Source organism: Pseudomonas sp. Irchel 3E19, from assembly GCF_900187585.1.
Taxonomy (GTDB): Bacteria; Pseudomonadota; Gammaproteobacteria; order Pseudomonadales; family Pseudomonadaceae; genus Aquipseudomonas; species Aquipseudomonas baetica.
In genome coordinates this window covers 31,385-56,871 of the sequence record NZ_FYDT01000016.1, presented here as the reverse complement: position 1 = coordinate 56,871, position 25,487 = coordinate 31,385, and the positions used below count along the sequence as shown (strand labels likewise).

The 25,487-nt window shown below is 57.9% G+C and carries 23 protein-coding genes; 16 read left to right on the top strand and 7 right to left on the bottom strand.

The window, feature by feature from the left end:
* Window positions 1–53: 53 nt before the first annotated feature.
* Window positions 54–353 (bottom strand): PilZ domain-containing protein, encoded by a 300-nt coding sequence (locus CKW18_RS12725; RefSeq protein WP_095189119.1) that lies wholly within the window; start codon window positions 351–353, stop codon window positions 54–56.
* A gap of 274 nt (window positions 354–627) precedes the next feature.
* On the opposite strand from CKW18_RS12725, the gene rssB reads away from it, so the two are divergent.
* Window positions 628–1,809, top strand: coding sequence for a two-component system response regulator RssB (gene rssB, locus CKW18_RS12720; RefSeq protein ID WP_095189118.1), 1,182 nt, complete (start codon window positions 628–630; stop codon window positions 1,807–1,809).
* Entirely contained in the window at window positions 1,809–2,291 is a 483-nt protein-coding gene (gene rssC, locus CKW18_RS12715; RefSeq protein ID WP_095189117.1) for an anti-sigma factor antagonist RssC, read from the top strand. The genes rssB and rssC overlap by 1 nt, the downstream gene beginning before the upstream one ends.
* Before the next feature lie 199 nt (window positions 2,292–2,490).
* On the opposite strand, the gene tal is transcribed toward rssC, so the two are convergent.
* A complete protein-coding gene (tal, locus tag CKW18_RS12710) occupies window positions 2,491–3,417 on the bottom strand; it encodes a transaldolase (protein ID WP_095189116.1) in 927 nt (308 codons plus the stop codon).
* Window positions 3,418–3,619: 202 nt separating this feature from the next.
* On the bottom strand, window positions 3,620–4,564 hold the full coding sequence (locus CKW18_RS12705) for a glycosyl hydrolase family 5 (RefSeq protein ID WP_095189115.1): 945 nt from the start codon (window positions 4,562–4,564) through the stop codon (window positions 3,620–3,622).
* Between the two features lie 289 nt (window positions 4,565–4,853).
* On the opposite strand from CKW18_RS12705, the gene CKW18_RS12700 reads away from it, so the two are divergent.
* The 8 genes from CKW18_RS12700 (at window position 4,854) to CKW18_RS12665 (ending at window position 14,431) form a co-directional block, all read left to right on the top strand.
* Window positions 4,854–5,294 carry a low molecular weight protein-tyrosine-phosphatase gene (locus CKW18_RS12700; protein WP_095189114.1) on the top strand — a complete coding sequence of 147 codons (441 nt, stop codon included), beginning with the start codon at window positions 4,854–4,856 and terminating at the stop codon, window positions 5,292–5,294.
* Between the two features lie 39 nt (window positions 5,295–5,333).
* Window positions 5,334–7,562: a polysaccharide biosynthesis tyrosine autokinase gene (locus tag CKW18_RS12695; RefSeq protein ID WP_095189113.1), complete on the top strand. Its 2,229-nt coding sequence runs from the start codon at window positions 5,334–5,336 to the stop codon at window positions 7,560–7,562.
* A gap of 38 nt (window positions 7,563–7,600) precedes the next feature.
* The gene (locus CKW18_RS12690; RefSeq protein WP_095189112.1) at window positions 7,601–8,683 is read left to right on the top strand and encodes a glycosyltransferase; all 1,083 of its coding nucleotides are present in this window, start codon (window positions 7,601–7,603) and stop codon (window positions 8,681–8,683) included.
* Window positions 8,684–8,697: 14 nt separating this feature from the next.
* Window positions 8,698–9,810, top strand: a complete 1,113-nt coding sequence (locus tag CKW18_RS12685) for a polysaccharide pyruvyl transferase family protein (protein ID WP_095189111.1) — start codon at window positions 8,698–8,700, stop codon at window positions 9,808–9,810.
* Window positions 9,807–11,039: an oligosaccharide flippase family protein gene (locus tag CKW18_RS12680; protein ID WP_095189110.1), complete on the top strand. Its 1,233-nt coding sequence runs from the start codon at window positions 9,807–9,809 to the stop codon at window positions 11,037–11,039. The genes CKW18_RS12685 and CKW18_RS12680 overlap by 4 nt, the downstream gene beginning before the upstream one ends.
* Window positions 11,030–12,133, top strand: a complete 1,104-nt coding sequence (locus CKW18_RS12675) for a hypothetical protein (RefSeq protein ID WP_095189109.1) — start codon at window positions 11,030–11,032, stop codon at window positions 12,131–12,133. The genes CKW18_RS12680 and CKW18_RS12675 overlap by 10 nt, the downstream gene beginning before the upstream one ends.
* 12 nt (window positions 12,134–12,145) lie before the next feature.
* Window positions 12,146–13,183: an acyltransferase family protein gene (locus CKW18_RS12670; RefSeq protein ID WP_095189108.1), complete on the top strand. Its 1,038-nt coding sequence runs from the start codon at window positions 12,146–12,148 to the stop codon at window positions 13,181–13,183.
* A gap of 117 nt (window positions 13,184–13,300) precedes the next feature.
* Window positions 13,301–14,431, top strand: a complete 1,131-nt coding sequence (locus tag CKW18_RS12665; RefSeq protein WP_095189107.1) for a GDSL-type esterase/lipase family protein — start codon at window positions 13,301–13,303, stop codon at window positions 14,429–14,431.
* A 124-nt stretch (window positions 14,432–14,555) separates the two neighbouring features.
* Here CKW18_RS12665 and CKW18_RS12660 read toward each other — a convergent pair whose 3' ends face one another.
* Together CKW18_RS12660 and galU are read right to left on the bottom strand one after the other, a co-directional pair.
* The gene (locus CKW18_RS12660) at window positions 14,556–14,969 is read right to left on the bottom strand and encodes a mannose-1-phosphate guanylyltransferase (RefSeq protein WP_095189106.1); all 414 of its coding nucleotides are present in this window, start codon (window positions 14,967–14,969) and stop codon (window positions 14,556–14,558) included.
* A 47-nt stretch (window positions 14,970–15,016) separates the two neighbouring features.
* Entirely contained in the window at window positions 15,017–15,850 is an 834-nt protein-coding gene (gene galU / locus CKW18_RS12655; RefSeq protein ID WP_042560129.1) for a UTP--glucose-1-phosphate uridylyltransferase GalU, read from the bottom strand.
* A gap of 390 nt (window positions 15,851–16,240) precedes the next feature.
* Between galU and galE the strand changes: the two genes are divergently transcribed.
* The 6 genes from galE to CKW18_RS12625 all read left to right on the top strand — a co-directional run bounded on the left by galE (window position 16,241) and on the right by CKW18_RS12625 (window position 22,439).
* Window positions 16,241–17,257: a UDP-glucose 4-epimerase GalE gene (gene galE, locus CKW18_RS12650; RefSeq protein ID WP_095189105.1), complete on the top strand. Its 1,017-nt coding sequence runs from the start codon at window positions 16,241–16,243 to the stop codon at window positions 17,255–17,257.
* 231 nt (window positions 17,258–17,488) lie between these two features.
* The gene (locus CKW18_RS12645) at window positions 17,489–17,725 is read left to right on the top strand and encodes a hypothetical protein (protein WP_007910552.1); all 237 of its coding nucleotides are present in this window, start codon (window positions 17,489–17,491) and stop codon (window positions 17,723–17,725) included.
* Window positions 17,726–17,867: 142 nt separating this feature from the next.
* Entirely contained in the window at window positions 17,868–18,929 is a 1,062-nt protein-coding gene (locus tag CKW18_RS12640) for a polysaccharide biosynthesis/export family protein (protein WP_095189104.1), read from the top strand.
* A gap of 11 nt (window positions 18,930–18,940) precedes the next feature.
* Complete coding sequence (locus tag CKW18_RS12635; RefSeq protein WP_095189103.1) at window positions 18,941–19,606, top strand: YjbF family lipoprotein; 666 nt, start codon at window positions 18,941–18,943, stop codon at window positions 19,604–19,606.
* Window positions 19,603–20,364 carry a capsule biosynthesis GfcC family protein gene (locus tag CKW18_RS12630; RefSeq protein WP_095189102.1) on the top strand — a complete coding sequence of 254 codons (762 nt, stop codon included), beginning with the start codon at window positions 19,603–19,605 and terminating at the stop codon, window positions 20,362–20,364. The genes CKW18_RS12635 and CKW18_RS12630 overlap by 4 nt, the downstream gene beginning before the upstream one ends.
* The gene (locus CKW18_RS12625; protein WP_095189101.1) at window positions 20,361–22,439 is read left to right on the top strand and encodes a YjbH domain-containing protein; all 2,079 of its coding nucleotides are present in this window, start codon (window positions 20,361–20,363) and stop codon (window positions 22,437–22,439) included. The genes CKW18_RS12630 and CKW18_RS12625 overlap by 4 nt, the downstream gene beginning before the upstream one ends.
* A gap of 479 nt (window positions 22,440–22,918) precedes the next feature.
* On the opposite strand, the gene CKW18_RS12615 is transcribed toward CKW18_RS12625, so the two are convergent.
* Window positions 22,919–24,313 carry an undecaprenyl-phosphate glucose phosphotransferase gene (locus CKW18_RS12615; protein WP_095189099.1) on the bottom strand — a complete coding sequence of 465 codons (1,395 nt, stop codon included), beginning with the start codon at window positions 24,311–24,313 and terminating at the stop codon, window positions 22,919–22,921.
* A 388-nt stretch (window positions 24,314–24,701) separates the two neighbouring features.
* Window positions 24,702–25,361, bottom strand: a complete 660-nt coding sequence (locus CKW18_RS12610; RefSeq protein WP_095189098.1) for a helix-turn-helix domain-containing protein — start codon at window positions 25,359–25,361, stop codon at window positions 24,702–24,704.
* Window positions 25,362–25,487 lie beyond the last annotated feature (126 nt).

Here is a 25,487-nt window from a genome sequence, read left to right as displayed (position 1 = left end):
TTCGATCGATGAAATAAAGAAGGCGACCCTCGGGTCGCCTTTTTTGTGTGCGCTTATTTCATCTGCAGAATGGTCAGGCCGAGCTTTTGTCCGCCGCCATCCTGCGCTTTGACCCAGACCACTTCGGTTTCCGCTTCCAGCCCGCTGAGCGCCGCATGCTCGGAGTCGATACGCACACTCAGCCTGTCACCCATTGCAAACTGGCGCGGCGCTTCGACCTGCATGCCACTGCTGGACAGGTCGATGCACACCGCTGATACCTCATCACCCTCATGGATCAACACGACATCGGCATCGACCCGCATGCGGATGAAATCGCGCTTTTCGCTGTAGTCCCGACCGGTTTGACTCATGGCTTCGTCCTTCCATTGGGTTACGGTTTGAGCTGTTCTTATAACTCTCGGTGATTTGACAAGTAAAGTCGTCAAGCGACCATCGGCGCATGCTTGAAACGCCCCGCGGATGGGAGTACCGTCTGCGCCTTAGAAGGGCACCTCTGGTGCAACCGTGTACGGAGCTAACGCTCGAAAGCGGTGCAGCAGAGAGGCTAGAAAGCGAATCCAGTAGTCTGTGCCGGGCCAATGCCCCGCCAACTACGCCAACCTAATTCTGGCGCCGTTTGCCCACATGCCAAAAACCAGTGCCACGCTGCTGATAATCGATGATGACGAAGTAGTGCGCGCGAGCCTCGCGGCCTATTTGGAAGACAGTGGTTTCAGCGTCCTGCAGGCCAGCAACGGCCAACAGGGTCTTCAGGTATTCGAGCAAGACACGCCCGACCTGGTCATCTGCGATCTGCGCATGCCGCAGATGGGCGGTCTCGAACTGATCCGTCAGGTCACCGAGCGATCACCGCAAACGCCGGTGATCGTGGTGTCGGGTGCCGGCGTGATGAACGACGCGGTCGAGGCCCTGCGCCTGGGCGCGGCGGATTACCTGATCAAGCCTCTCGAAGATCTGGCTGTGCTCGAGCATTCCGTGCGCCGGGCCCTGGATCGTGCGCGCCTGCTGCTGGAAAACCAGCGCTACCGCGAGAAGCTGGAAAAGGCCAACCGCGAACTCGAAGCCAGCCTGAACCTGCTCCAGGAAGACCAGAACGCCGGTCGCCAGGTGCAGATGAACATGCTGCCGGAGAGCCCGTGGAGCATCGACGAGTTCAAGTTTGCCCACCAGATCATTCCGTCTTTGTACTTGTCGGGTGATTTTGTCGACTACTTCCGTGTCGACGAGCGCCGGGTGGCGTTCTATCTGGCGGATGTCTCCGGGCATGGTGCCTCTTCAGCGTTCGTCACCGTGCTGTTGAAGTTCATGACCACGCGCTTGCTGTTCGAGTCCAGGCGCAGCGGCACATTGCCGGAATTCAAGCCTTCGGAAGTCCTTGGTCATATCAACCGGGGGCTGATCAGTTGTAAGCTGGGTAAACACGTCACAATGGTCGGTGGAGTCATCGACGAGGAGACCGGTTTGTTGACCTATAGCATCGGCGGCCATCTGCCGTTGCCAGTGTTGTACACGCCTGACAGTGTTCGTTACCTCGAAGGACGCGGTCTGCCGGTGGGCCTCTTCAACGAAGCCACCTACGAAGACCACGTGCTTGAGCTGCCGCCGACGTTCAGCCTGACGCTGATGTCCGATGGTATTCTGGATCTTTTGCCAGAACCTACGCTCAAAGAAAAAGAAGCGGCCTTGCCCGAACGGGTGAAGTCAGCGGGCGGCAGCCTGGATGGTCTGCGGCAAGTGTTTGGATTGGCCACGCTAGGGGAGATGCCGGATGATATCGCCCTGTTGGTGTTGAGCAGGAATCTTTAATGAGTACCGGTAGAATCCAGTTCGCCGAGCAGGATGGCACCTTCGTCCTGAAGTTCGTCGGTGAAGTTCGCCTGACCCTGTGTTCGGCGTTGGATGCGACTATTGAGAAAATCTTCACCGCGCTGAATTTCAACGCGATCGTGATCGATTTGACCGAAACCCGCAGCATCGACAGCACCACGTTGGGCCTGTTGGCCAAACTGTCGATCCTGTCGCGGCAGAAGGTCGGCCTGCTGCCGACCGTCGTGACCACCCATGAAGACATCACCCGTCTGCTGCAATCGATGGGTTTTGAGCAGGTGTTCAACATCGTCAACCACCCCGTGCCGTGCCCGGAGTGTCTGGACGACCTGCCGGATCAGGATCAGTCGGAAGAGATTGTGCGGATCAAGGTGCTGGAAGCGCACAAGATCCTGATGGGGTTGAACGATTCCAACCGTGAAGCGTTCCATGACTTGGTCAATGCCCTCGAACGGCACTGATCCTCTGAAGTGATGTTGTCTGGGCCGGCCTCTTCGCGAGCAGGCTCGCTCCCACACTGATGCGGCGTCGATCACCAGTCCCCCCGTGGGAGCGAGCCTGCTCGCGAAAGCGGCCGCAAGATCACCAAGAGTTTCCCAGCAGCCACAAAAAAGGGCGAACCCAAACGGGTTCGCCCTTTTTGCATTCCAGCGACTCAGATCACAGCTTGGCTTGCAGCAACGCCTCAAGCTTTTCCTGGTCACGGGCGAACTGACGGATGCCTTCAGCGAGTTTCTCGGTAGCCATCGCGTCTTCGTTGGACAACCAGCGGAACTGCGCTTCATTCAAGCTCAAACGCGCTTCACCGGCATGACCCGGCGCCAGTTTGCGTTCCAGCTTGCCGGTATCTGCCGCCAGCTTGTCGATCAGATCCGGGCTGATGGTCAGACGATCGCAGCCAGCCAGTTGCTCGATCTGGTTCAGGTTGCGGAAGCTCGCACCCATCACCACGGTCTTGTAGTCATTGGCCTTGTAGTAGTTGTAGATACGCGTCACCGACTGTACGCCCGGATCATCGGCGCCGGTGTAGTCGTTACCGTTGGCCTTCTTGTACCAGTCGTAGATGCGGCCCACGAATGGCGAGATCAGGAACACGCCCGCATCGGCGCACGCAGCGGCTTGCGCGAAGGAGAACAGCAGGGTCAGGTTGGTCTGAATGCCTTCCTTCTCCAGCACTTCGGCAGCGCGGATGCCTTCCCAGGTGGAGGCGATCTTGATCAGTACGCGGTCGCGGCCAATGCCGGCCTTGTCGTACAGCTCGATCAGGCGGTGCGCGCGTTTCAGTACGGCATCTTTATCGAACGACAGGCGTGCATCCACTTCGGTGGAGATACGGCCCGGAATCACTTTGAGGATTTCCTGACCCACCGCGACGCCGAAACGGTCGCTGGCCAGACCCACATCGCCCTTGCAGTCGCTGACGCAAGCGTTCAGCAGTTCGGCGTAAGCAGGAATGGCTGCAGCCTTGAGCAGCAGCGAAGGGTTGGTGGTGGCGTCGACCGGCTTGACCCGGGCAATCGCTTCGAAGTCGCCAGTGTCGGCAACCACGGTGGTGATTTGTTTGAGTTGTTCCAGCTTGGAAGTCATGTGTGTGCTCTGTCCTGTGGGTTTGACGACATTACCCGAGCGCTGACAGCCACTCAAGGGCGGGTGCGTGTATCGATGGCCCCAGCGGCAACAACCGGGAAACGATTGTTTGAAAGGCAGGGCGCGCTATCGATGAATACGATGCCAAAACAGCCAACAGGTTCAAAGCAACTGACCTGCGAACAGATCAGTCGCGCAGGGCCTACTGTGTATTCAATTGGGTAGCGGCGGCCAGTTTCGCCGGTTTCGGTTGACCGCCAGAGGTCAGCAGGCCGAAGTTCTTCTCGCGATCGTTACTGCCCGAGTCGCTGTTTTTCCATTCGTAGATCGAGGTCAGCGGGATGTTGAGTCTTTTCACATCGGCGATGAAGGAGGCGATTTTGCTGGCTTGTCCGTCATTGCCGCCGTTTGAGCTGAGCGCCGAAATGCCCCATTCGCTGATGACCCCCGGCAAGTGGAAGTTCTGCTGAATGAAGGCCTGCGCATTGCTGATCTGCGTGGCGGTCATGCCGTAGGGATGATAGGAAATCGCGTTGAGGCATTTCGGGTATTCACTGACGATGCGGCTCAGCGCCACGGTTGAGGCAGAGCCTGCCGTCGGTGGCCGGGCGAACCCGTAGCCGACCCGTGGCGTTGTTAGCGCCGTGCCCTGCAGCGACTTGCACACAGCGTTCATGAACGGCACGAATGTTGTGTCGAAGTTGCGCGTTGGCCAATAGGTGTCCAGGTCGGGCTCATTCCAGATTTCAATCGCCACCAGTTGCGCGCTGTAGGACTTCTCCAGGCCCGTGAGTGCGTTGGCAAACGATTCGCCCGCTGTCGTCAGATCGCTGGCCGGCAAGGGCTTGATGGCGCGCACGGTCAGCAGCACCGGCAAACCCGCGGACCTGGCTGCCGCGAAGGCATCGCTGACCTGCTGTTGATAAGCCTTGGCACTCAGGCTGTCGCTCCACACGCCGAAGCGCACAAAACTGAACCCGGCGGCTTTGATGTGGGCCGCGTCTTCGACGGTGAAGTTCTGGATCTTCACCTGAACACCAATGGTCTTGGCGGGAAGGTTGGGGAAGAGCTCACTGGCGTGAGCGTGAGTGACGGCGCTGAGCGCCAGCAACGCAGAGGCGAGCCGTTTGAGATGTGCTGATTTCATGTCTTTTCTCCCGATGGGAATGACAACGGCGAATAGTTATCTCGTTACATGAATTACGAAACTAACAATGGCGCTAAGTGCGTCAATGTTATTTTTTGTCAGGAATCCATAACCTGAAAATCACAGTTATTTTTAGTCCGCTAATTCTGGTTGGGGCGTTTTTGGGCCTGTGGTACTTAATACACTGTATTAACAGGGCCAACCTATTTCTGAGTGCGGGAAGATCTAGTGCGTTCATTAAAGTTCGCTCTAGATGTTGGCAGTTTGATATTACACAGGAAAGTAAACTTTGTTCAAAAAGATCCTTGTCGTCTGCGTGGGCAATATATGCCGAAGTCCGACAGCAGAACTTCTGTTGCGCAACGCGCTGGCACCCTCAACGATCTCGGTGACCTCCGCAGGCCTTGCTGCACGCGTTGGTGAAGGTGTTGAAGCATCGGCGCGGCAGGTGCTGGAGGATCATGGGCATAGCGCTCAAGGGTTTCAGGCACGGCAGCTGACTGCCGACATTGTCAATGAATCAGACCTGATTCTGGTCATGGAAAAACAACACGTAAATCAAGTATTGAAAATGGCCTCTCACGCCAGAGGCAAAGTGTTTTTGCTCGGCAAGTGGCAGAGCGAACGTGAAATACAAGATCCCTATCGTCAAGGCAAGGCCGCTTTTATTCATGCCCATGCATTGATTGAAGATGCTGTCAGCTCCTGGGCACAACGTCTCGCACGTTGATGAATATTCTTCAGATCAGTGAATGGTAAGAACAGACTTATGCAGTTACCGTCAGTAATCGCCAGCCGTGATAACGATCAAGACAGTATTGATCTGCTCGGCATATTCGGCAGCTTGATTGACCAGAAGTGGTTGATCGGCGCGTTCACCGGCGCCTTCATGGCCGCCGGTGTTGCCTATGCAGTGTTGGCCACGCCCGTGTACCTGGCGAATGCGCTGGTGCAGGTCGAACCGAAAAAGAACGACATGCTCGGGTTTTCCGACCTCAACAGCATGCTCGGTGGGCAATCGCCGTCGGTGACCGAAATAGGCATCATCAAGTCGCGCGCGGTGATCGGCAAAACCGTCGATGACCTGCGTCTGGATATCGACGTCACGCCCAACAGGTTCCCGGTTATTGGCGGCTTTCTCGCCCGCCGCTATCGCGGCGAAACCGAATCCAGCGTAGCGGCGCCACGTTTTGGCCTGAGCAGTTATGCCTGGGGCGGTGAGCGTCTGGAGTTTGCCCGCCTCAATCTGCCTAAAGAATTGCTGGGCAAGAAGCTCACGTTGGTCGCGGGTGAGCAACATCAATTCCAGTTGTTTGATGACAACGACAACTTGCTGGTGGAAGGCGTGACGGGCGAAGCCTTCACGCAGGACGGTGTGGAAGGGCTGATCACGCAGTTGGCAGCGAACCCCGGCACGCGTTTCGAAGTCGTGCGCAACCCACGGATCGTGACTGTCCAGAGTTATCAGGATGCGCTGGATATTTCCGAGCAAGGCAAGGAGTCGGGGATCATTCGCCTCGCCTTGGCCAGCACCGACGCCGCCGAAGCGGTCAAGATCCTCAACAAGATCGCCGCGCTGTACGTCGAGCAAAACGTGCGTCGCACCTCGGCCGAAGCGGCGCAGAGCCTGGCCTTCCTGCAAAGTCAGCTGCCGCAGGTCAAACGCGATCTGGCCAAGGCCAGCGATGCGCTCAACGCCTACCAGACCCACGGCAAAACCGTGAATATCTCGCTGGAAACCCAATCGGTGCTCGGTCAGTCCGTGGCGCTCGAAACGCGGATTTCCGAGTTGCGAATGCAGCAGGCGGAGATGGATCGAAAATTCACCAAACAGCATCCGGCCTACCGCGCGTTGATGTCGCAGATTGGCGAACTGACCCAGCAACAGAAATCGCTGGAAAGCAAAGTCGGCGACCTGCCGGCTACGCAACAGGAGCTGCTCAATCTGACTCGCGATGTCGAAGTGGCCTCGCAGATCTACACGCAACTGCTGAACAAATCCCAAGAGCTGGACATCGTCCGTGCCGGCGCAGTCGGCAACGTGCGCCTGATCGATACGGCGGATGTCGACCTGACCAGCCCGGTCAAACCGAAAAAGCCTTTGATCGTGCTCATTGCCACGTTCCTCGGCGCCTTCATCGGCGTGGCCCTCGTGCTGCTGCGCAAATCCCTGAGCCGTGGCCTGGAAGGGCCAGAGGCTATCGAGCAACTTGGCTTGCCGGTCTATGCGTCAATTCCTTACAGCACACTGCAACAGGAAGAGGACGGCAGGACGGGACGCGCCCGTGACGGCGTCGATAAACCGGCGTACCTGTTGGCGCTACGCAATCCAACGGACCTGTCCATCGAATCGATCCGCAGCCTGCGTACCTGTCTGCACTTCGCCGCGCTGGATTCAACCAACAATCGCATCATGATTTCCGGGCCGAGCCCGCAGGTCGGCAAGACTTTCGTGTCCTCCAACCTCGCCGCCGTCATGGCGCAGAGCGGTCAACGTGTGGTGCTGATCGATGCCGACATGCGCAAAGGGCATCTGCACAAGACCCTGAACGTACCGATCGACAATGGTTTGTCGGACCTGTTGGTCAAGCGCTGCAGCCTCGAGCAGGCGATCAATAAAATCGATGGTGCCGACCTGCACTTCATCAGTCGCGGCCAGGTGCCACCCAATCCTTCCGAGCTGTTGATGCACGCCAACTTCCGCGAACTGCTGGCGCAACTCAGCGACAGGTACGACGTGGTGATCATCGATACACCGCCGCTGCTGGCCGTGACCGACGCGGCGATTGTCGGCCGTGATGCGGGCATCAGCCTGATCGTCACGCGCTTCGGGGTGAACCCGGCCAAAGAGATCGAGCTGACCATTCGCCGCTTTGCCCAGAACGGCATTGAGCTCAAAGGCGCGGTATTCAACGGCGTCGAGAAGCGTGCCGCGAGCTATTACGGCAACGGTGGCTACGGCTATTACAACTACGAATACGCGTCCGACAAGTCCTGAGTTTCAGCGGTTGTCCTTACTTTTGAAGTGGGTGAGTTGTGAAAAAAATACTGCACGTGGCTGAAACGATAAAAGGCGGCGTCGCGACGGTGATCCGCACGATTTCAGCGTCGCCTGAAGACGACGCTGCCAACTATCAACTGGTCTATCTGGTCCCGCAGGATCAGGAAAAAGAACTGCACGGCATCGCGCCGCAGCAGATCCGCACCTTCGCCCGGACCGGGCGTAATGTGCCGTCGCTGCTGCGTTTCGCCTGGCGCCTGACCCAGGTGATGCTCAAGGAAAAACCCGACGTGGTGCATTTGCACAGCACCTTCTCCGGGGTCATCGGCCGTTGCGTGTGTGTGCTGTTGCGGCCGTGGCGCAAGCCGAAAATTGTCTATTGCCCGCACGCTTTTTCGTTCCTGATGGAAAGCTCGCCAACCAAGCAGAAAGTCTATGCGTGGATCGAGCGGGTGTTGCAGAAGGTCACCGACGTGATCATTTGCGTCAGCCAGTACGAGCTGGATAAAGCCGCGCGGTTCGGCATCGAACGCAAGCGCATGAAGTTGATCTACAACGGCATTCACCACCGCGATGAAGCGCTGAAGCCGGCTAATCCCGAGCCGATTCATCTGCTGTTTGTCGGCCGGCTCGACTATCAGAAAGGCTTCGACGTGTTGCTCAAGGCCTACGCCAAGGTGCAGCGCAACGACCTGAAACTGACGGTGGTCGGCAGTGCGGTCAACGAGGATGTGGTCGAGTGCCCGCCGATGGACTCGGTTGAATACTTGCCGTGGGTCACGCCGAGTGAAGTGCACGCGCTGTATCAAAAAGCCGATGCGCTGATCGTCCCGAGTCGTTGGGAAGGTTTCGCCATGGTGCCGCTGGAAGGCATGGCCATGGGGCTGCCGGTGATTGCCAGCAATTGCACGTCATTGCCCGAACTGGTCACCGACGAAGTGTCCGGCTACGTCTTCCCCTCAGGTGACCACCAGGCGCTGGCCGACGTGCTGTCGAAAATCCAGAAGCCGCGGTTGCTCGACCTCGGCAACGAAGGTCGCAGCATCGTCCGCGAGCGTTTCAGCGCCGCGTTGATGATTCGCCAGACCTACGACCTGTACCGCGCTCCCTCTTACTAAGTAGAAATCAGCTTATGAACGTAACGATTTTGCATGGCTACAGTGCGTCCAACTCCGGTGACGGCCTGCTCGTCGATCTGGCCATTGCCTTGGTGCAGCGCAACTTTGGCGAAGACACCGCGATCAGTGTCGTGGCTTCCGATCCCGAATCCTTCAGCTACTTGCCGCACCCGCGTTTTAACGCACCGGTGATGGCAGCCAAGGGGCTGGGCCGGGTCAAACAAGCGGTGTTTCTCAATCAGTCCTATGCCGGGCTCGCTGACCTGTTGAAGAAGACCGATCTGATCGTCGGCGTCGGCGGCGGTTACATGCGCTCCAAAAGTGCCTTCGAACACATCAAGTTGAAACTCGGCCACGCCAAGCAACTGGAAACCGCGATCCTCAGCAAGGTGCCTTCGGTGTACCTGCCGCAAAGCATCGGGCCGTTCCACGGCGAGAGCAGCAAGATCGTCGAGCACTATGCCAGCGCCGATGCGGTGTTCGTGCGCGACAATCGTTCGTCGGCGATCTTCGATGCCTGTGACAACGTCTATCGCGCGCCGGATCTGGCGGTGCAGTCATTGGCCAGCAAAATCCTTCTGCAACCCAAGTTCACCCGCTGCGCCTCGTCACCCGCCACGGTGTGCGTGGTGCTGCGCAAGCCGCCGGAGTGGAGCAAGGAAAAGAAAGTCGCCTATGTCGCCAACCTGAAGTTGCTGCTGCAACGCCTGAAGAACAAAAGCAAAGTGGTCTGCGCGGTACAAAGCGCCGTGCGCGGCAACGACGACGGCGCGTTCTATCGCGAACTGGGCATCAGCGAAGACCTGCTGTCGTTGAAGGCCACGATTGCCAAATATCAACCGGACCTGGTGATTTCCGTGCGCTTGCACGGCGCCATCGAATCGCTGCTGTCGGGCGTGCCGGCGTACCACATCAGTTATGAGCGCAAAGGCTTTGGCGCCTATCAAGACATGGGCGTCGAGGACTGGGTGATCAACGGTGGCGACATCAATGTCGACACCATCATCGACACGGTTTATGCGCCAAATGCACTGTCCGATTTCGGTAAACGCCTGACCGACACCTGCCGCGAGATCGAGGCAAAAACCGTGGCCATGGACGACATCATCAAAGGGATCGTTCGATGATATTTCGGCTACTGCTTCGCGGCGGTGCCTTGGGCGCGAAGTTTTTGCTGGTGCTGGCCATCACCCATTTCCTTGGGTATGAGGCCCTGGGTTTTTACGGCGTGGTGGTCGCGGCGTCGTTGATCGCATCGAAGTTCTACAGCGTCGGTTTCAGTTCCGAAATCAATCGCTTGATCAGTGTCGGTGGCAGTTCGCGCCGGGTGGTCGACAAGGTTTTGCTGCTGTATCTGGCCGTGGGGCTGGTGTTGTCGCTGGTGACCGTGGGGATTTACTCACTGTTCCAGCAGGTTGATGCGCCCATCGCGCTGATCGCTTGTGTCACCCTGGTGTTGCTCACCGAGCACCTGTCGTTCGAGATCAACTCGTTCGTGTTTTCCGCGCAGAAAGCCACGGCGGGCGCACTGCTGTTCTTTATCAAGACCGGTCTGTGGGCACTGCTCGCCGTGGGCGGGATGATGCTCGGCTGGGTGTCAGGCGTCGCCAGTGTGTTGTGGTTGTGGGTCGCCGCCAACGTGTTGGTGATCATCGCCGGTTACCTGATTGTGGTGAAGGTTCATCACGGGCGAGAGAGCGGCACACTGGCTACGGCTACGGTGTGGAAGGCCGGCTTGCCGTTCTATTTCGGCACCGGGTTGATCGCCCTGAGTCAGTACGCCGAGCGCTTTCTGATCGCCGACCTCGAACCCTACGCCAACCTCGGTAAATACGTGTACGCGTGGTCGGCGGCCAACACCTTGCAGGCGTTGTCTTACGCAGTGGTGGCGGTGGTCGGGATTCCGCTGCTGGCCAAGCGTTTCCAGGCTGAGCAGCAACCGTTCACGGTCAGGCAACTGTTTGTGAACAAATGGGTTGCGCGTTCGCTGGTGGTGTCCGCTGCGGTCGCCGTGGCGATTTATCTGTTCTTCAACATCGTGCTCGATTACGTCGCCACCAGCGTGCCGCGTCCGGACAACGCGCTGCTTGGCGTGCTGATCTTTTCCTTCGCCCTGCGGGCGATTGGCGACATCGTCTGGGGCGGTTTGATTGCCTCGAAAAACAGTCGGGTGTCACTCGCCAGTGCGGCGTTCTGCTTGCTGGTTTCAGTGCCGGTCAGCTATGTGCTGATCAAGCACTATTCGATTTATGGCGCGGCCTGGGGCAACGTCTTCGCGATCATCGTGCAGCTCGGCGTGATTGCCCTGTTGACCCGCGTGACCGCAACGAAAAAGGCCGCTATGTCATGGGCCTGAAGCTGCCGTGCATCGAGTTTCGCGGCAAGAAACTCGATTCGTACGTCTCGTTCCTGATCCTCTTCACCGGGCTGTTTCTGTCGGTGGCCATGCCGCTGTTGGTCCCGCGTGCTCCCGGGCCGGATGCCATGACGTTATGGTCGTCCTACGCCCGCGCCGACAACTGCAATTTCTGGAACCCGTTCTCGCCGGATCGCTCGTCCTACGAGTGTTCGGCGTTCCTGCTGCGGCCCACCGGGATCAACCTGACCAATGCCTGGGCCTACGGCATGTTCTGCAACTTTTTCCTTACGGCGATTCCGGTGGTGGTCTTTCGGCGCATGCCGCTGGCGATCTTCGGCACCCTGTGTCTGTGGGGCATCGTTCGCTCGTTTTTCCTTGAGAACCTGACCAAGGAAATCATTGTGTCGGTGGCGGTGTTGAGCATTTTGCTCAGCTCGTTGACGCGCAAATATCGCGGCGGTTTTTTTCTCTCGGCGGTGATCTACGGCGTGCTGATCCGGCCGTACTGGATTCTGTTTTCGCTGTCTTGGGTCGGCGTCTGTGTGATGAAGAAATACGTCTCGCGGTTCACCTTCTTTCTGATGCTGTTCCTGTTCTATCTGGCGGTGGCCATGTCGATTCAGGTGGCGCTGGGCTTTCCGGTGTCGTCGATTCGCGCCAGCAACAACGAGTTGCGCACGGCGGGGGAGGAGGGCTCCAAATCGCTGATCGTGTCCTGGCTCAGTGGCAGTGACTTCGTCTCGCAGGCGCTGGACTCGATGATCATTTTCTTCCGGTTGTCGTTCCCGGTGGAGCTGATCCTGCTGTCCGGACCGGGTCAGGTGATCTTCGTGGCGTTAATGATCATGACCGCGCTGCTGCTGTTCAAAGTCATCACCTCGACCGATTACAAGGGCGCGCCGATCCAGACCAAACCCAAGGAACTGATCGCGATCCCGCTGGCGTTTTTGCTGGTGCAAGGCTTGTTCGAGCCGGACTTCGGTTCCTTCGCCCGGCACTTTTCCATGGTGGTGCCGGTGCTGTTCGTCGGCCTGGGATTGATGCTGCGGGCCAACAAGCCGGTGCAGGTTGAATCAAGAATTCTGAATTGAGGCAGGTGCTTTATGTCGAGCAAGAAAAAGTCTCTGGAGATCGAAACCCTGCGCGGGCTGGCGTGCCTGCTGCTGGTGCTCTATCACGTCATCGGCCCGTTGGGTGGTGGTTTGAAGATCGATATCGGCTCGCCGTTCCGGGTGATTGCCGACTCGATGGTGTACGTGCGCATGCCGCTGTTCACCTTCATTTCCGGGTACATCTATTCCATCTACAAAATCCGTGGCAATGACTTTTCCGCGTTCTTTTCCGGCAAGGTGCGGCGGCTGATCGTGCCGCTGTTTTGCGTGGGCGTGCCGTTCTCGGTATTGCAAGCGGTGGGGCCGGGGGTGAACAAGGACGTCGGCGTGATCGACGCGTTGTTGTCGTTCTGGGTGCCGATCAACCACTTCTGGTTCTTGCAGGCGGTGTTCATCATTTTCATGTTCGTCGGCCTGCTGGAGTGGCGCGGCCTGCTGCGTTCGGCGACGCGTTTGTATCTGCTGTTTGCCTTTGCGGCAGCGGTGTTTTTGCTGCCGCCGTTCAAGTTTGATGCGTTCGGCATCAACGGCGCGATCTACCTGCTGCCGTTTTTTGTGGCGGGGATGATTGGCCAGGAAAATGTCGATGCATTGAAGCAGCGGTTCAAGGTGATCGGCCCGCTGGTGTTTGTGCTGATCTCGCTGACGCTGCTGTATGTGGCGGCAATTGATCGCGAGCTGATCGTTGATCGCCGCAGTCTGATTGGCCTGATCGTGGGGTGCGTGTCGTGCATTGCGTTGCTGTCCAGTGACATGCGCTCGAAGTGGCTGACCTGGCTGGGCGGGTATTCCTATGCGATCTTCCTGTTCCATGTGCTGTTCGCGGCCACGTCGCGGTTTGTGCTGGGGCGGTTGGGTGTGAAGGATGAAAGCCTGCTGGTATTCGGTGGCGTGGCGTGCGGCTTGCTCGGGCCGGTGGTGTTGTCGATGATTTTCAGTCGGTTCAATTTCACCTCTGTGCTGTTCCTAGGTGAGCGCGCGGCAAGCAAAAAACCGTTGGCGCCCATCACTCCGGTGGTGCAGGCCTAAGAAAGCTAAAAGCTTCGCGAGCAGGCTCGCTCCCACACTGGATCTGTGTCTACACACGATTACTGTGGGAGCGAGCCTGCTCGCGAAGGGGCCGTCACTGAATGAAGGAATTTATGCATGTTGGCAGTTGATGACGTCCAGCCCGTTGCGGCGTCAGTGGTTGAGGTGGGCGATGCGCGCGAGCGCTTTGCTCAGTGGCGCGAAGGCAAGGCCGACAAGGTTTTGTCCGTCTCGGTAATCGGCGACAGCTACAGCGCCGGGCAGGATTTCTATCTGAACAAACTGGTGCAGCGCGTGGCCGGGGAGGTCGGTTTCGCCGGCCCCGGTTACGTTGGCTTCAACCATGGCGCGGCGCTGGGTGGCACGCATTTCAAATACACCCGCAGCAGCGAAAAGTACTTTGGTGGCGGCTGGGATGTATCCGGCCTCGGCCAGGCCAGTCCTGACAGCCGCACGGTGACAGGGCAGCCCGGCGCCTGGTTACAGATCGATGCCAACCCGACACCTCGCATCAACACGGCGGTCACCCAGGCGAAGTTGCTTTATCGGGGCAATGGCGAACCCGGTGAGGTGCGCTATCGTTGGGCGCCATCGCAAGACTGGAAGCCATTGACGCTCGCAGGCTCAGGCGTTCAGGAAGTGCCATTGCCGGGCACACCGACTGCGGCGGATTGGGCATTCAGACTGGAAGTGGTGAAGGGGGCACCGACGCTGTTCGGCCTGTGGATGAGCAATGATCAGAACGGCATTCGGGTTTCCAAACTCGCGGCGTCTGGCGCGGCATCCGCTGACTTTTATCATAAGGATCCGCAGTGGCAGACTCAGTGGAAAGCCGCGGTATCGAAGATTCCCGCCGACGTTTACCTGATCATGCTCGGTGGCAACGATCAGGGCTTTGGGGTGAAGCCCGAAGCGTATCTGCACAATGTGCAGGGTCTGGTGGGGATGATCCGCGAGATCCAGCCAGCCGCGAGCATCAACCTGATCATGCGTCAGGACACCACGCGGTCCAGTGCCTATCCGATGTCGGCGTATGCGCAGGTTCTGCAACCCTGGGCGCACGAGCAGCATCTGGGCTACGCCAATCTGCAATGCGCCTTTGGCTCCGACGTCAAACGCTATGCGGCCGCGATGATTGGTCCGGACAAGATTCATCCAGTCCCGGCTACGGGTGGAAAGGTGATTGCCGATTATTTTTACCGCTGGATAGTGGGCGCTGACGATAACTGCTCCGCATCCCGGCAGTGATTGTTCCCACGCTCCGCGTGGGAATGCCGCCCGGGACGCTCCGCGTCCCTTCACCGGGTGACGCAGAGCGTCACAAGATGCATTCCCACGCAGAGCGTGGGAACGATCAGCAGCGAGAGTGCTATCAGACGTCTTGATTAAACGCGTCGACTTGATTGAGCAATTCGGAAATCTTCTGCGGCATCAACCGCGTATCACAACGGGTTTCCACGTTGATGATGATCGCCGGGTCGTTGCAGCAAATGCGCACGCGAAAGCGCCAGTCGCTGAAAATCACTTTCAGGCCGTCGCGGTCATCGATTTCCAGCGCCTGCTCGCTGTAGAGCTTTTTCAGATGGGCGAGCAGGGGATAGGGATCGGCCATCGTCCGGGGAATATCGCCGGACGATGGGAACATGCCGATGCGCTCCACCAACAAGATAGTACCCAGCCAGGGCTCGTTGGCGCTGGGCAACGGCTGATGGCGCGACAACCAACTCACCACCCCGAGGTTGCCCACCTCGCGTTCAATCTCTACGGAATGTTGTGCAATGTTCATGGTCACCTGCCTGAAGTGAAGAGTGGGCGTCGGGTGTCGGAGCCGTCTCAGCGGCCCTTGAGGTAGACGTTTTCGTAGCAGAAATTGGTCGCTTGCAGATAACCCTCGGCGTCGCCGCAGTCGAAGCGCAGGCCCTTGAACTTGTAGGCCAGCACGCAACCGTTCTGCGCCTGTTTCATCAGCGCGTCGGTGATCTGGATCTCGCCGCCTTTGCCCGGTTGGGTGTCGGCGATCAGGTCGAAGATGTCCGGCGTCAGAATGTAGCGACCGATGATTGCCAGGTTCGACGGCGCGTCCTGCGGTGCCGGTTTTTCCACCATGTTGTTGACCCGGTAGATGCCGTCGGAAATCAGCTCGCCAGCGATCACGCCGTACTTGTGCGTCTGATCGGCCGGGACTTCCTGGATGGCGACGATCGAGCAACGGAATTTCTTGTAGAGCTGGATCATCTGCGTCAGAACGCCGTCACCTTCCAGGTTCAGGCACAGGTCATCGGCCAGCACCACGGCGAACGGTTCATCGCCGATCAATGGGCGACCGCTGAGAATGGCGTGGCCCAGGCCTTTCATTTCCACCTGACGGGTGTAGGAGAAGGTGCAGGTGTCGATCAGCTCACGGGTGCCGGCGAGAAACTTCTCTTTCTCGGTGCCGCGAATCTGGTGCTCCAGTTCATAGCTGATGTCGAAATGGTCTTCCAGCGCACGCTTGCCGCGGCCAGTGACGATGGCCATATGTTGCAGACCGGCGTCCCGTGCTTCTTCAACGGCGTATTCGATCAACGGCTTGTTGACGATCGGCAGCATCTCTTTTGGCATGGCTTTGGTGGCCGGCAAGAAACGCGTGCCGTAGCCGGCAGCGGGGAACAAACATTTACGAATCATAAAAGTATCCTGGACAGTCATGGAACACAGGCGACGGTTGCGGGCCATTAACGATGGCTGCAAGTTTTAATGTTGATTGAAGGCTTACTTTAATACCTGAGTCAGGTTGTTAATGGCAAATGGTCGGAGTGGTAAAACACGCCAATGTTATGCGATGTCGGTTAGTGCGCTATTAGTTATTTTTAGTCGGTATCTGTTGATAGTGATGAGTGCACTTGCAGTGCTAATAAGTAGCGGGCAATACAGTGTGACCTGCAAAAATAAATATTGCCAGTCATTGAACTAGTTTTGTTTTCGGTTGTTGTCGCCTTGTTTGTGTGGATTGCGACACATCTGCACAACAACAGGCTTGACACGACATCGGCTACTTATCCAATAACGGACCGCGCTATGAAGATTCTGGTAACCGGTGGCGCCGGCTATATCGGCTCGCACACCACACTTGCTTTGCTTGAAGCAGGTTATGAAGTTGTCGTGCTGGATAATCTTTGCAACAGCAGCGACGCGGCACTGCACGCGGTGGAAGCCATTTGCGGCAGGAGCGCGTTGATGATTCGCGGTGATGTCTGCGACCGCGCGCTGCTCGACCGGATTTTCCAGGAGCACAAAATTGACGCCGTGCTGCATTTTGCCGGGCTCAAAGCCGTCGGCGAAAGCGTGCGCAAGCCGCTGGCGTACTACCAAACCAACGTCAGCGGTAGCATCACGCTGTGTCAGGCGATGGCAGCGGCCGGGGTGTTCCGGCTGGTGTTCAGCTCCTCGGCGACGGTCTACGGCGAGCCCGAGCAGATGCCGATCCGCGAGGATTTCCCGACCGGCAATCCGACCAATCCCTACGGCCAATCCAAGCTGATCGTCGAAAACGTGCTGCGCGACCTGTGCCAGTCCGAGCCGCGCTGGAGCATCGCCTTGCTGCGCTACTTCAACCCGATTGGCGCGCATCACAGCGGCCACATGGGTGAAGACCCCAACGGTATCCCCAACAACCTGGTGCCTTATATCAGCCAGGTGGCGGTGGGCAGCCTGCAAGAACTGTCGATCTTCGGCAACGATTACCCCACGGTCGACGGCACCGGCGTGCGCGATTACATCCACGTTGTCGACCTGGCGGACGGGCACTTGAAGGCATTGCAGTCCATCTCTGGACGTACTGGCATTCACACCTGGAACCTCGGCACCGGCGATGGCTACAGCGTCCTGCAAGTGTTGCACGCCTTCGAGCAGGCCTGCGGGCAACCCGTGCCGTATAGGATGATGCCGCGTCGTTCGGGGGATATCGCCGAGAGTTGGGCCGACGCTTCGAAAGCGGCGAAAGAGTTGGGCTGGAAAGCCACGCGCAACTTGCAGGACATGGTTACCGATACTTGGCGCTGGCAATCCAACCATCCCAAGGGTTATCTCGGCTGATGTCGTTTTGATGTGAAATGTTAGTTTCGGTCAGGTGTTAGATATCGTCGGGAAAATACGCTGGAAATGCCTTTTGCAAGTCCGTAGATATAAACCTGCCGTTCGACTTTTATCAGTTGGGTAAGACTGTGAAAGAACAACGGATCTTGTTCGCATTTTTCGCGGACTTGAACTCTACCACCTCTAACGCCGGCCGGTTTTTAACAGGTCGAATGTTAGAAAGGAGTTGATATGAAGAAAGTGATGGCAGTTGCCCTGTTGACGATGTTGAGCAACTGGGCTGCCGCAGCTGAAGCGCCGCTGACGGCGGTAACCAATGTAGGTGGCAATGTAGCGGCTTCTCAAGCGCCTGCAGCCAGTACTGCAATGGTTGCCAGTGCAGTAGCGGCGTCCAACAGCGGTGGCAGTGCCAACGGCGGCACCACCGGTACCACAGGTACCACCGGTACTACCGGCACACACAACTAACAGACGTTTTTGTTAGTGCAGTAAGGGTCGCCCGACGCAAGTCGGGTGACTTCTTTTTAGATTCGCCCTTGAATAGCGTAGTGCCATTATGACTCGTAGTTTTTCTCTTTTAATGTTGGCAAGTCTCGCTTTACAAGGTTGCATGTTTTCCCCGGGCCAATACCTGAGCACCAGTGACATCACCCGCCAAGGGGCCAGTGAAAGCAGCCGGGTCGAGCTGATCCCGATCACCCCCAAGCTGATCTCCACCACCCGCGCCACGCACAAGCGTGAGTCGCTGCCGGCGGAGCTGTTGGCGACCCCGGCCGAGTACCGCATCGGTAACAACGATGTCTTGTACATCACGGTCTGGGATCATCCCGAGCTGACAGCCCCGTCCGGCGCGCAACAACAGATCGATGCCAACGGCCGACTGGTGCGCTCCGACGGCACGCTGTATTACCCGTTCATCAAGGAAGTCCAGGCCGCCGGCCGGACTATCCAGCAATTGCGTGCCGACATCGAACAACGGCTGTCGGCGTTCATTGCCGAACCGCAGGTGGATGTCGCGGTGCTGCGCTTCGCCAGTCAGAAAGTCGTGGTTACCGGCGCAGTGGCCAAGGGCGGCCCGCAAGCGATTTCGACCAATCCACTGAGCGTGGTCGAGGCCCTCGGTTCGGCGGGTATCGACACCAACAATGCCGACTTGTCCGGCCTGACGCTGACGCGCAACGGACGCGTTTATACGCTCAATCTCGACTCGCTCAATCAGCAGGATTCCGAGTTGCAGGGCGTCTACCTCAAAGGTGGCGACCAGTTATATCTGCCGTACAACGACAACAAACGCATTTACGTCATGGGCGAGGTCAACCAGCCGCGCGCATTGAGCTTCAAGACCGCGACCATGAACCTCTCCGACGTCCTCGGCTCGGTTGGCGGCTTGAGCCAGACCACCTCCAACGGCAACGCGGTGTACGTCATCCGTGGCGTGGAAAACCTCGATGTGGAGCCGGCGAAGATCTACCAGTTGAACGCCGAATCGCCGACAGCCATGGCACTCGCCACGCACTTCGAAGTGCGCCCGCAGGACGTGGTCTATGTTGGCCCGGCCAACGTGACGCGCTGGAATCGCTTCATCAGCCAATTGGTGCCGTCGGCGTCGATTGTCGGGACCGGGGCTTCCGCTGCGAAGAACTGGAGCGAATACAGTAACAACAGCAAATAAGGTCGCCGACTGTGAACACGTTGAAAGTTGGCGTCTGCCTGAGTGCGGCCCTGTTGTTGTGTGGCTGTAACCCGCTGATGAGCGCTTCGTTGAACAACCTCAAATCGGCGGTGATCGGCCCGGACGAGGTGGACGTGACGGCGGCCCAGGTGGCCGAAGTCAACTATCCGCAACTCAAACTGACCACGCCGTCCGGCTCCGGGGTGCTGGCGCTGGTGCGCGAGCGCGACGACCTGCAGTTCTGGGTCGCTTCCGGCAAGCAAGTGTTGCTGCTGCGCAATGGTCTGGCCGTGCGCAGCATTGGCCTGGGCCTGGAAGGCGATCTCGACGGCACACGCCTGTCGGATGACTCGCCGTTCAAACGTGGCCTGCATCAAGTGGCCGATGGCTTCACGACTCGGCGCTGGATCGATCTCTACAGGGGCCAGGAAGTCGGGGTGATCGTCAACAGTCGCTTCATCCGCCGCTCAACGGAAACCCTGGACATTCTCGACAAGGAATACACCGTGCTACGTGTCGATGAGCAGATTGACGCCCCGGCCATCGGCCTGAGTGCGACCAATCGTTATTGGGTCGATCCGCGTGACGGTTTCATCGTCAAGAGTGAGCAGCAACTGACCTCGCAATTGCGCGTCAGGATTGTGCAACTGACCCCTGATCGCAGGCACCTGCCGTGAAGCGGCTTAAAGCGCTATCGGCGGGTTTGCTGTTGATCAGCAGCGTGAGCCAGGCCGCCGTCACGGTCAGCGGCGACGTCGCCAACCCCGGGCCGGTCGAACTGCCGGCGGGCGGGCGCTTGCTCGACGTGATCAACGAAGCCGTGCCGAATGCCGAAGGTTACTGGCTGGCGGGCGTGTTGTTGCGGCAGTCGTTGCTGCAAGAGCAGACGCGACTCAAGGCCAGCGTGTTGTTCGATCTGGACGTGTTGCAGCGCATGGCAATGCTCTTTGACATGCCGAGCCGTGGGGCGCTGGCGCAGCGGCTAGCCGAGCAAGTACGACAGATGCCGGTAACCGGACGGCAGATCGCCGATCTCGACCCGGTGGCGATTGAAGTCGGCTTCGCCCGCAACATTCGTCTGGACGATGGCGATCGACTGATCTACCCCAAGCGCGTCGATGAAGTTCAAGTGCTTGGCGCCGTCGCCGAGCCGTGTCACTTGCCGTACCAGCCGTTGCTGGAGGCCCGTGAATACCTGGAAAGCTGCACGCCGCTTGACGATTCCGAGGCCGATTACCTGTGGTTGATCCAGCCCAACGGCGTTTCGCGACGCGTCGGCATTGCCCACTGGAATCGCGAGAGCGGGCAGTTTCCCGTGGCCGGCAGCAAGATTCTGGTGCCGGTGAAAAATGATGATCTTGATCCGCCTGTCCCTGAACTGAATCAGCAGTTGGCCGAATTTATTGCCACGCAATTGGCTGAGGTGGTGCGTTGAATTTACGTTTTGCAGCTGTGTTGTTATTGCCCTGTGGTCTGGCGCACGCCGAGCCGCGCATTACTCAAAATGACTTCGGTGGCACCGGCCTTTTGCAGACGCCGACCGCGCGCATGGCCCCGGCCGGCGAGTTGAGCGTCAATGCCAACCGCACCGAGCCGTATAGCCGCTACAGCGTGTCGCTGCAGCCGCTGGACTGGCTCGAAGGTTCGTTCCGTTACACCGCGATCACCAACCGCCCGTACGGCTCCGAGGCCCTCAGCGGCAGCCAAAGCTATAAGGATAAGGCGGTCGACGCCAAAGTCCGGCTCTGGCAGGAAAGCCACTGGCTGCCCGATGTGGCCCTGGGCTTCCGAGATATCGGTGGTACGGGTTTGTTCTCCAGTGAGTTCTTTGTCGCCAACAAGCGCTTCGACAATTTTGATTTCAGCGCCGGCATTGCCTGGGGTTATCTGGGCAATCGCGGCGACCTCGACAACCCGTTGGGTTACGTCAGTGATCGCTTCGATACCCGCCCGGCCCTCGAGGGCACCGGTGACGTCAACTCGGGTTCGTACTTTCGCGGCAAGCCGTCATTTTTCGGTGGCGTGAGTTATCAGACGCCCTGGGATCGCCTCAGCCTGAAACTCGAATACGAAGGCAACGACTACAAGCACGAACCGAAGGACAACATCATCAAGCAGGACTCACCGATCAACTTCGGCGCGGTGTTCAAAGTGGCGGATTCGGTTGACGTCAGCGCGGCGTGGGAGCGTGGTAATACGGCGATGTTTGGCATCACCTTTCACACCAATTTCGTCAGCCGCAAGGCGCCGGCCAAGACCTACGATCCGACGCCCGAACCGTTGCCGGCGAAGATGCCGACCACGTCGATGGAGCAGGTCGACTGGGCCAACGTCTCCCAGCGTTTGCAGCAGAACGCCGGGTACAAGGTCGAGCGCATCAGCCAGCGTGATTCCGAGTTGATCGTGTACGGCGAGCAGCAGCGCTACTTCCATTCATCCAAAGCGGTTGGTCGTGCGAGTAGGGTTCTCGACAACAGCGTCAACGACGACATTGACTGGTTCACCCTGGTCAACAAGCGCTACGACCTGCCGCTGGAAGAAACCAGCGTGCCGCGCCAGACCTTCCGCGAAGTGATCAACAACGAGGAACCGCTGCTGTCGCTGCATCGCACCACCGAAGTCAATCCGGCGATGCCGCACAACGAAAAAACCCTCTACACCGAAGCGCCGCAGCACTTCAGTTATGGCGTGGGTCTGGGCTTCAAACAGAACGTCGGCGGCCCGGATGGCTTGCTCTATCAATTCAGTGCCGATGCGGACGCCGAGTACCGCTTTAATCGCAGCACTTGGTGGAGCGGTTTGCTCAGCGCGAATCTGATCAACAACTTCGACAAATTCACCTATGACGCACCCAGCGGCTTGCCGCGTGTGCGCACGGATTTGCGTCAGTACCTGACCGAGTCTGAAGTGACCTTGCCGATGTTCCAGTTGAGCCACACCGAGCAACTGGATAAAGACTGGTATGGCATGGTGTACGGCGGTTATCTGGAGTCGATGTTCGCCGGGGTAGGGGGCGAGGTGCTGTTCCGCCCGACTGGCGAGCGCTGGTCGGTGGGCGCAGATCTGAACTACGTGCGTCAGCGTGAATTCGATCAGGGTTTTGGTCTGCGCGATTACTCGGTAGTGACCGGGCATATCACTGGCTATACGGATTTGCCTTACGACACGTTGGCGGCGATCAGCGTCGGGCGTTACCTGGCCGGAGACTGGGGCGGTACGCTGGACATCTCTCGCGAGTTCTCCAACGGCGTGCGCTTTGGCGCCTGGGCGACCATCACCACGGCCAGCAGTGCCGAGTATGGGGAAGGTAGCTTCGACAAGGGTCTCTATCTGTCGATACCGTTCGACGAAATGATGAGCATGTCGACCATGCGCCGCGCCAACCTGGTGTGGGCACCGCTGACGCGAGATGGTGGCGCGCGGTTGAATCGCGGTTATCAATTGCACTCGATGACCGATAGCCGGGATGACGATATGTTCTACCGCAACTTCGAGAAGATCACCGAGTAACGGCTGATCGATCAACGCTCAACCTGACGCTATCCCTGTGGGAGCTGGCTTGCCAGCGATGACGGCGGCACATTCAACATCGATGCTGACTGGCCTGACGCCATCGCGGGCAAGCTGCGCTCCCACAGGGATATGTGTCAAACCCCAAACCGTGGCCCACCACAAATTCCTGTGGGAGCGTGCCTGCTCGCGAAGGCGTCAGCACACCCAACATCAATGTTGCCAGACCCACCGCTATCGCGAGCAGGCTCGCTCCCACACTGGCTATTTGTCACAGCACAAATCCCGAGCCAACCACAAATCCCTGTGGGAGCGGGCTTGCTCGCGAAGGCGTCGGTACATCAGACATCTACGCTGACTGACGCCACGCATTCGTGAGCAAGCCCACGCCCACAGTGATCTTCGGTCAGCTCTGAATCCAGGGCACAAAAAAGGGGACTTTCGTCCCCCTGCGGTCTTGCCTTGGGTAACGCTGAACCTCAGTAAATATCCTTCGACAGCAACGTAAACGGTGTCTTCACCAGGATCTTCAAGTCCAGCCACAACGACCAGCTGTTGATGTACTGCAGGTCAATCTCGACACGCTTCTGCATCTTGTCGATGGTGTCCGTCTCACCGCGGCAGCCGCTGATTTGAGCCAGCCCGGTGATGCCCGGTTTAATCCGGTGGCGCGCCATGTAAGCGAGGATTTTGCCCGAGTAGAAATGGTTGTGCGCGACAGCATGCGGACGTGGACCAACCAGTGCCATGTGCCCTTGCAGCACGTTGAACAATTGCGGCAACTCATCCAGCGAGGTGCGGCGGATGAAGCGTCCAACGGCAGTGATGCGCGAGTCGTTGCGGCTGGCCTGCTTGACGTCTTTGTCATCGTGCACACGCATCGAACGGAATTTCCAGACCTTGATCACCTTACCATTCCAGCCATGGCGATCCTGCTTGAAAAACACCGGGCCAGGCGAGTTGATCTTCACCGCCAGGGCAATGATCGCCAGCACTGGGCTCAGCATAATAATCGCCAGCAGCGCGACGCTTTTCTCCATCAGGCTTTTGCTCAGCGCCGCGGTCGGGCGGCTGGTCAGCGGGCTTTCGTTCAGGTAGATCGCCGGCAGACCGTCCACGACTTTCACCGAGTGATTGAGCAGCGTCAGGCTGTTCAAGTCCGGCACCCAGACCACATCAACGTTGGCACCCAGCAGGTCGACATACATCGCTTCGATTTTCGCCGCTTCCGAGAGCGGCAGGGTGATGTACAAGCGGCGGATGTCGTGGGCTTCGATCAGCTTAAGCAGATCTTCCTGAGCACCAACCACGCGCGGTGCATCCGAATCCAGTGCAGGCACCTTGCCGTTACTGATCAACCCTACCAACGGCAGGTTTTCGATCTGGCTCAACTTCTTCGCCAGGCCCAACGCCAGCTCACCCGTGCCAACGATCAGCGTCTTGTGCTCGCTTTTACGGGTGCGCTGATAGAACTTCGAAAACGCATGCAATGGAGCGTACAACAGTGCCTGACCCAAGAAGCCGTAGACTGCCCAGCTCACGATCACCTGTCGGGAAAACAACTCATCGGCCTTGCAGACAAACGCGATGAAAGCCAGCGCCGCCATGGTCATCGACCAGCCCATCAACAGACGCCCCAAGCCGGTCAGATAGTTGTCTCGCTTTCGATATACGCCACTGAATGTATACGCCGGCACCGAGGCCAACACCGCCAGTGTGGCGCACATCCGGTAATAGAACGCGACGGTTCCCGTGTGCTGCTCCGCCAATACAAACAGCAAAGCAACGATAAAACCCTGCGCCAGCGCCCATTGGCCCCAAAAGGTCAGTCCCTTGAGGCCCGTGCTTCGATTGATACTGAGAGAAAGATCCATACGATATCCCCAAAAGACGTCCATTCAGGTTTCAACAGTTGAAAGCCGAGTTGTTAGTCAGAGTTATTGTTTTTGTTTTAACGAGTGTCCTGAGGTAACAACGTCGATATGCCGAACTGTCGTCAGTCAATAGACTAATTTATTGGCGGGAATGGTGTCTGACGAGTTCTAACAAGATGGCACAGTGCCAACTTTTTAATAATTAAATATAAGGGTGTTAGAAAAGGTCGCAGAGAAGGGGGTGAATAGATGATGTTGGATTTGTTACTGTTGTAGGGAAGGGGGCAGGGAATTTCTATATCAAGGGAGGTGAAACCAGACAGAGTGCTCTTATTGTTTTTGTAGTCGCACTGTTTTCTGTTTGTGGTGTTTGCAGATACCGCTGTCTTTAAGCCACGATTTCTTGAATGAGGCAATATCCGCGGTTTCTTACGGCGCGGAACAGTCGCTCACCATTGCTGGCGCTTTTGAATTTGTCTTGCAGGCGACTCAGGCACATCTCCAGCCCACGGTATTGCTCCGGCTCTCGGCCTATGCTGAGGATTAACTCGTCGCGACTGACAACGCGCTCTTCGTGGTGCAGCATCTTCCTGACCAGCGCAGTTTCCAGTCCGGTGAGACTGATCTCTATGTCTTCTTTGATCAATGCGCCTTGATCATTGTCGAGATGCCAGGTCTCGGTGTAGGCGGGAGCGCTTTCGAAAGCGGGCGACGGGTTGCCGGCTTCAGTGGTTACTGCTGGAGTGCCGTGAAATGGATTCGCCGATTGAGCGGCAAGCCATTCGGACTCAAGCGTGGCCAATATGCGCTGAGTATCATGTTCGATAGTGCGGGTAACGTTCTTTCGTGTGCCGCTTGGGTAAGTGAACTCCATCAACACGGGGGCGGAAGAGGGCGAATTGGCACCTTCAATAAACATTTGCGCCTGAGACGTACCAAACGAATTGAACCGTTCGCTGGAAAGGATGCTCTCGAGTTCGCGCTGCGATGTTGTACTGTGAGTCACGACAACAAAATATTTTCTGGGGAGGGTTGTACTAGTTTCCATGTCTCTCTCCTTAACTGCGTACCAAAATTGGCTAAAAGGTGAATCGGCAGGCGAGCAATGACTTCCTTGGAAGTAATCCACAGGCAGGGTCTGGACCCGAAAATGGCCCTTGATAAGTTCCACTCG

Coding starts and splice junctions, on each gene's coding strand:
- CKW18_RS12645 (WP_007910552.1), top strand. CDS start 17,489: ATGAAGAAAGTGATGGCAGTTGCCCTGTTGACGATGTTGAGCAACTGG.
- CKW18_RS12665 (WP_095189107.1), top strand. CDS start 13,301: ATGTTGGCAGTTGATGACGTCCAGCCCGTTGCGGCGTCAGTGGTTGAG.
- CKW18_RS12685 (WP_095189111.1), top strand. CDS start 8,698: ATGAACGTAACGATTTTGCATGGCTACAGTGCGTCCAACTCCGGTGAC.
- CKW18_RS12670 (WP_095189108.1), top strand. CDS start 12,146: ATGTCGAGCAAGAAAAAGTCTCTGGAGATCGAAACCCTGCGCGGGCTG.
- CKW18_RS12705 (WP_095189115.1), bottom strand. CDS start 4,564: ATGAAATCAGCACATCTCAAACGGCTCGCCTCTGCGTTGCTGGCGCTC.
- CKW18_RS12615 (WP_095189099.1), bottom strand. CDS start 24,313: ATGGATCTTTCTCTCAGTATCAATCGAAGCACGGGCCTCAAGGGACTG.
- CKW18_RS12660 (WP_095189106.1), bottom strand. CDS start 14,969: ATGAACATTGCACAACATTCCGTAGAGATTGAACGCGAGGTGGGCAAC.
- rssB (WP_095189118.1), top strand. CDS start 628: ATGCCAAAAACCAGTGCCACGCTGCTGATAATCGATGATGACGAAGTA.
- galU (WP_042560129.1), bottom strand. CDS start 15,850: ATGATTCGTAAATGTTTGTTCCCCGCTGCCGGCTACGGCACGCGTTTC.
- CKW18_RS12695 (WP_095189113.1), top strand. CDS start 5,334: ATGCAGTTACCGTCAGTAATCGCCAGCCGTGATAACGATCAAGACAGT.
- CKW18_RS12725 (WP_095189119.1), bottom strand. CDS start 353: ATGAGTCAAACCGGTCGGGACTACAGCGAAAAGCGCGATTTCATCCGC.
- CKW18_RS12610 (WP_095189098.1), bottom strand. CDS start 25,361: ATGGAAACTAGTACAACCCTCCCCAGAAAATATTTTGTTGTCGTGACT.
- galE (WP_095189105.1), top strand. CDS start 16,241: ATGAAGATTCTGGTAACCGGTGGCGCCGGCTATATCGGCTCGCACACC.
- tal (WP_095189116.1), bottom strand. CDS start 3,417: ATGACTTCCAAGCTGGAACAACTCAAACAAATCACCACCGTGGTTGCC.
- CKW18_RS12640 (WP_095189104.1), top strand. CDS start 17,868: ATGTTTTCCCCGGGCCAATACCTGAGCACCAGTGACATCACCCGCCAA.
- CKW18_RS12680 (WP_095189110.1), top strand. CDS start 9,807: ATGATATTTCGGCTACTGCTTCGCGGCGGTGCCTTGGGCGCGAAGTTT.
- CKW18_RS12675 (WP_095189109.1), top strand. CDS start 11,030: ATGGGCCTGAAGCTGCCGTGCATCGAGTTTCGCGGCAAGAAACTCGAT.
- rssC (WP_095189117.1), top strand. CDS start 1,809: ATGAGTACCGGTAGAATCCAGTTCGCCGAGCAGGATGGCACCTTCGTC.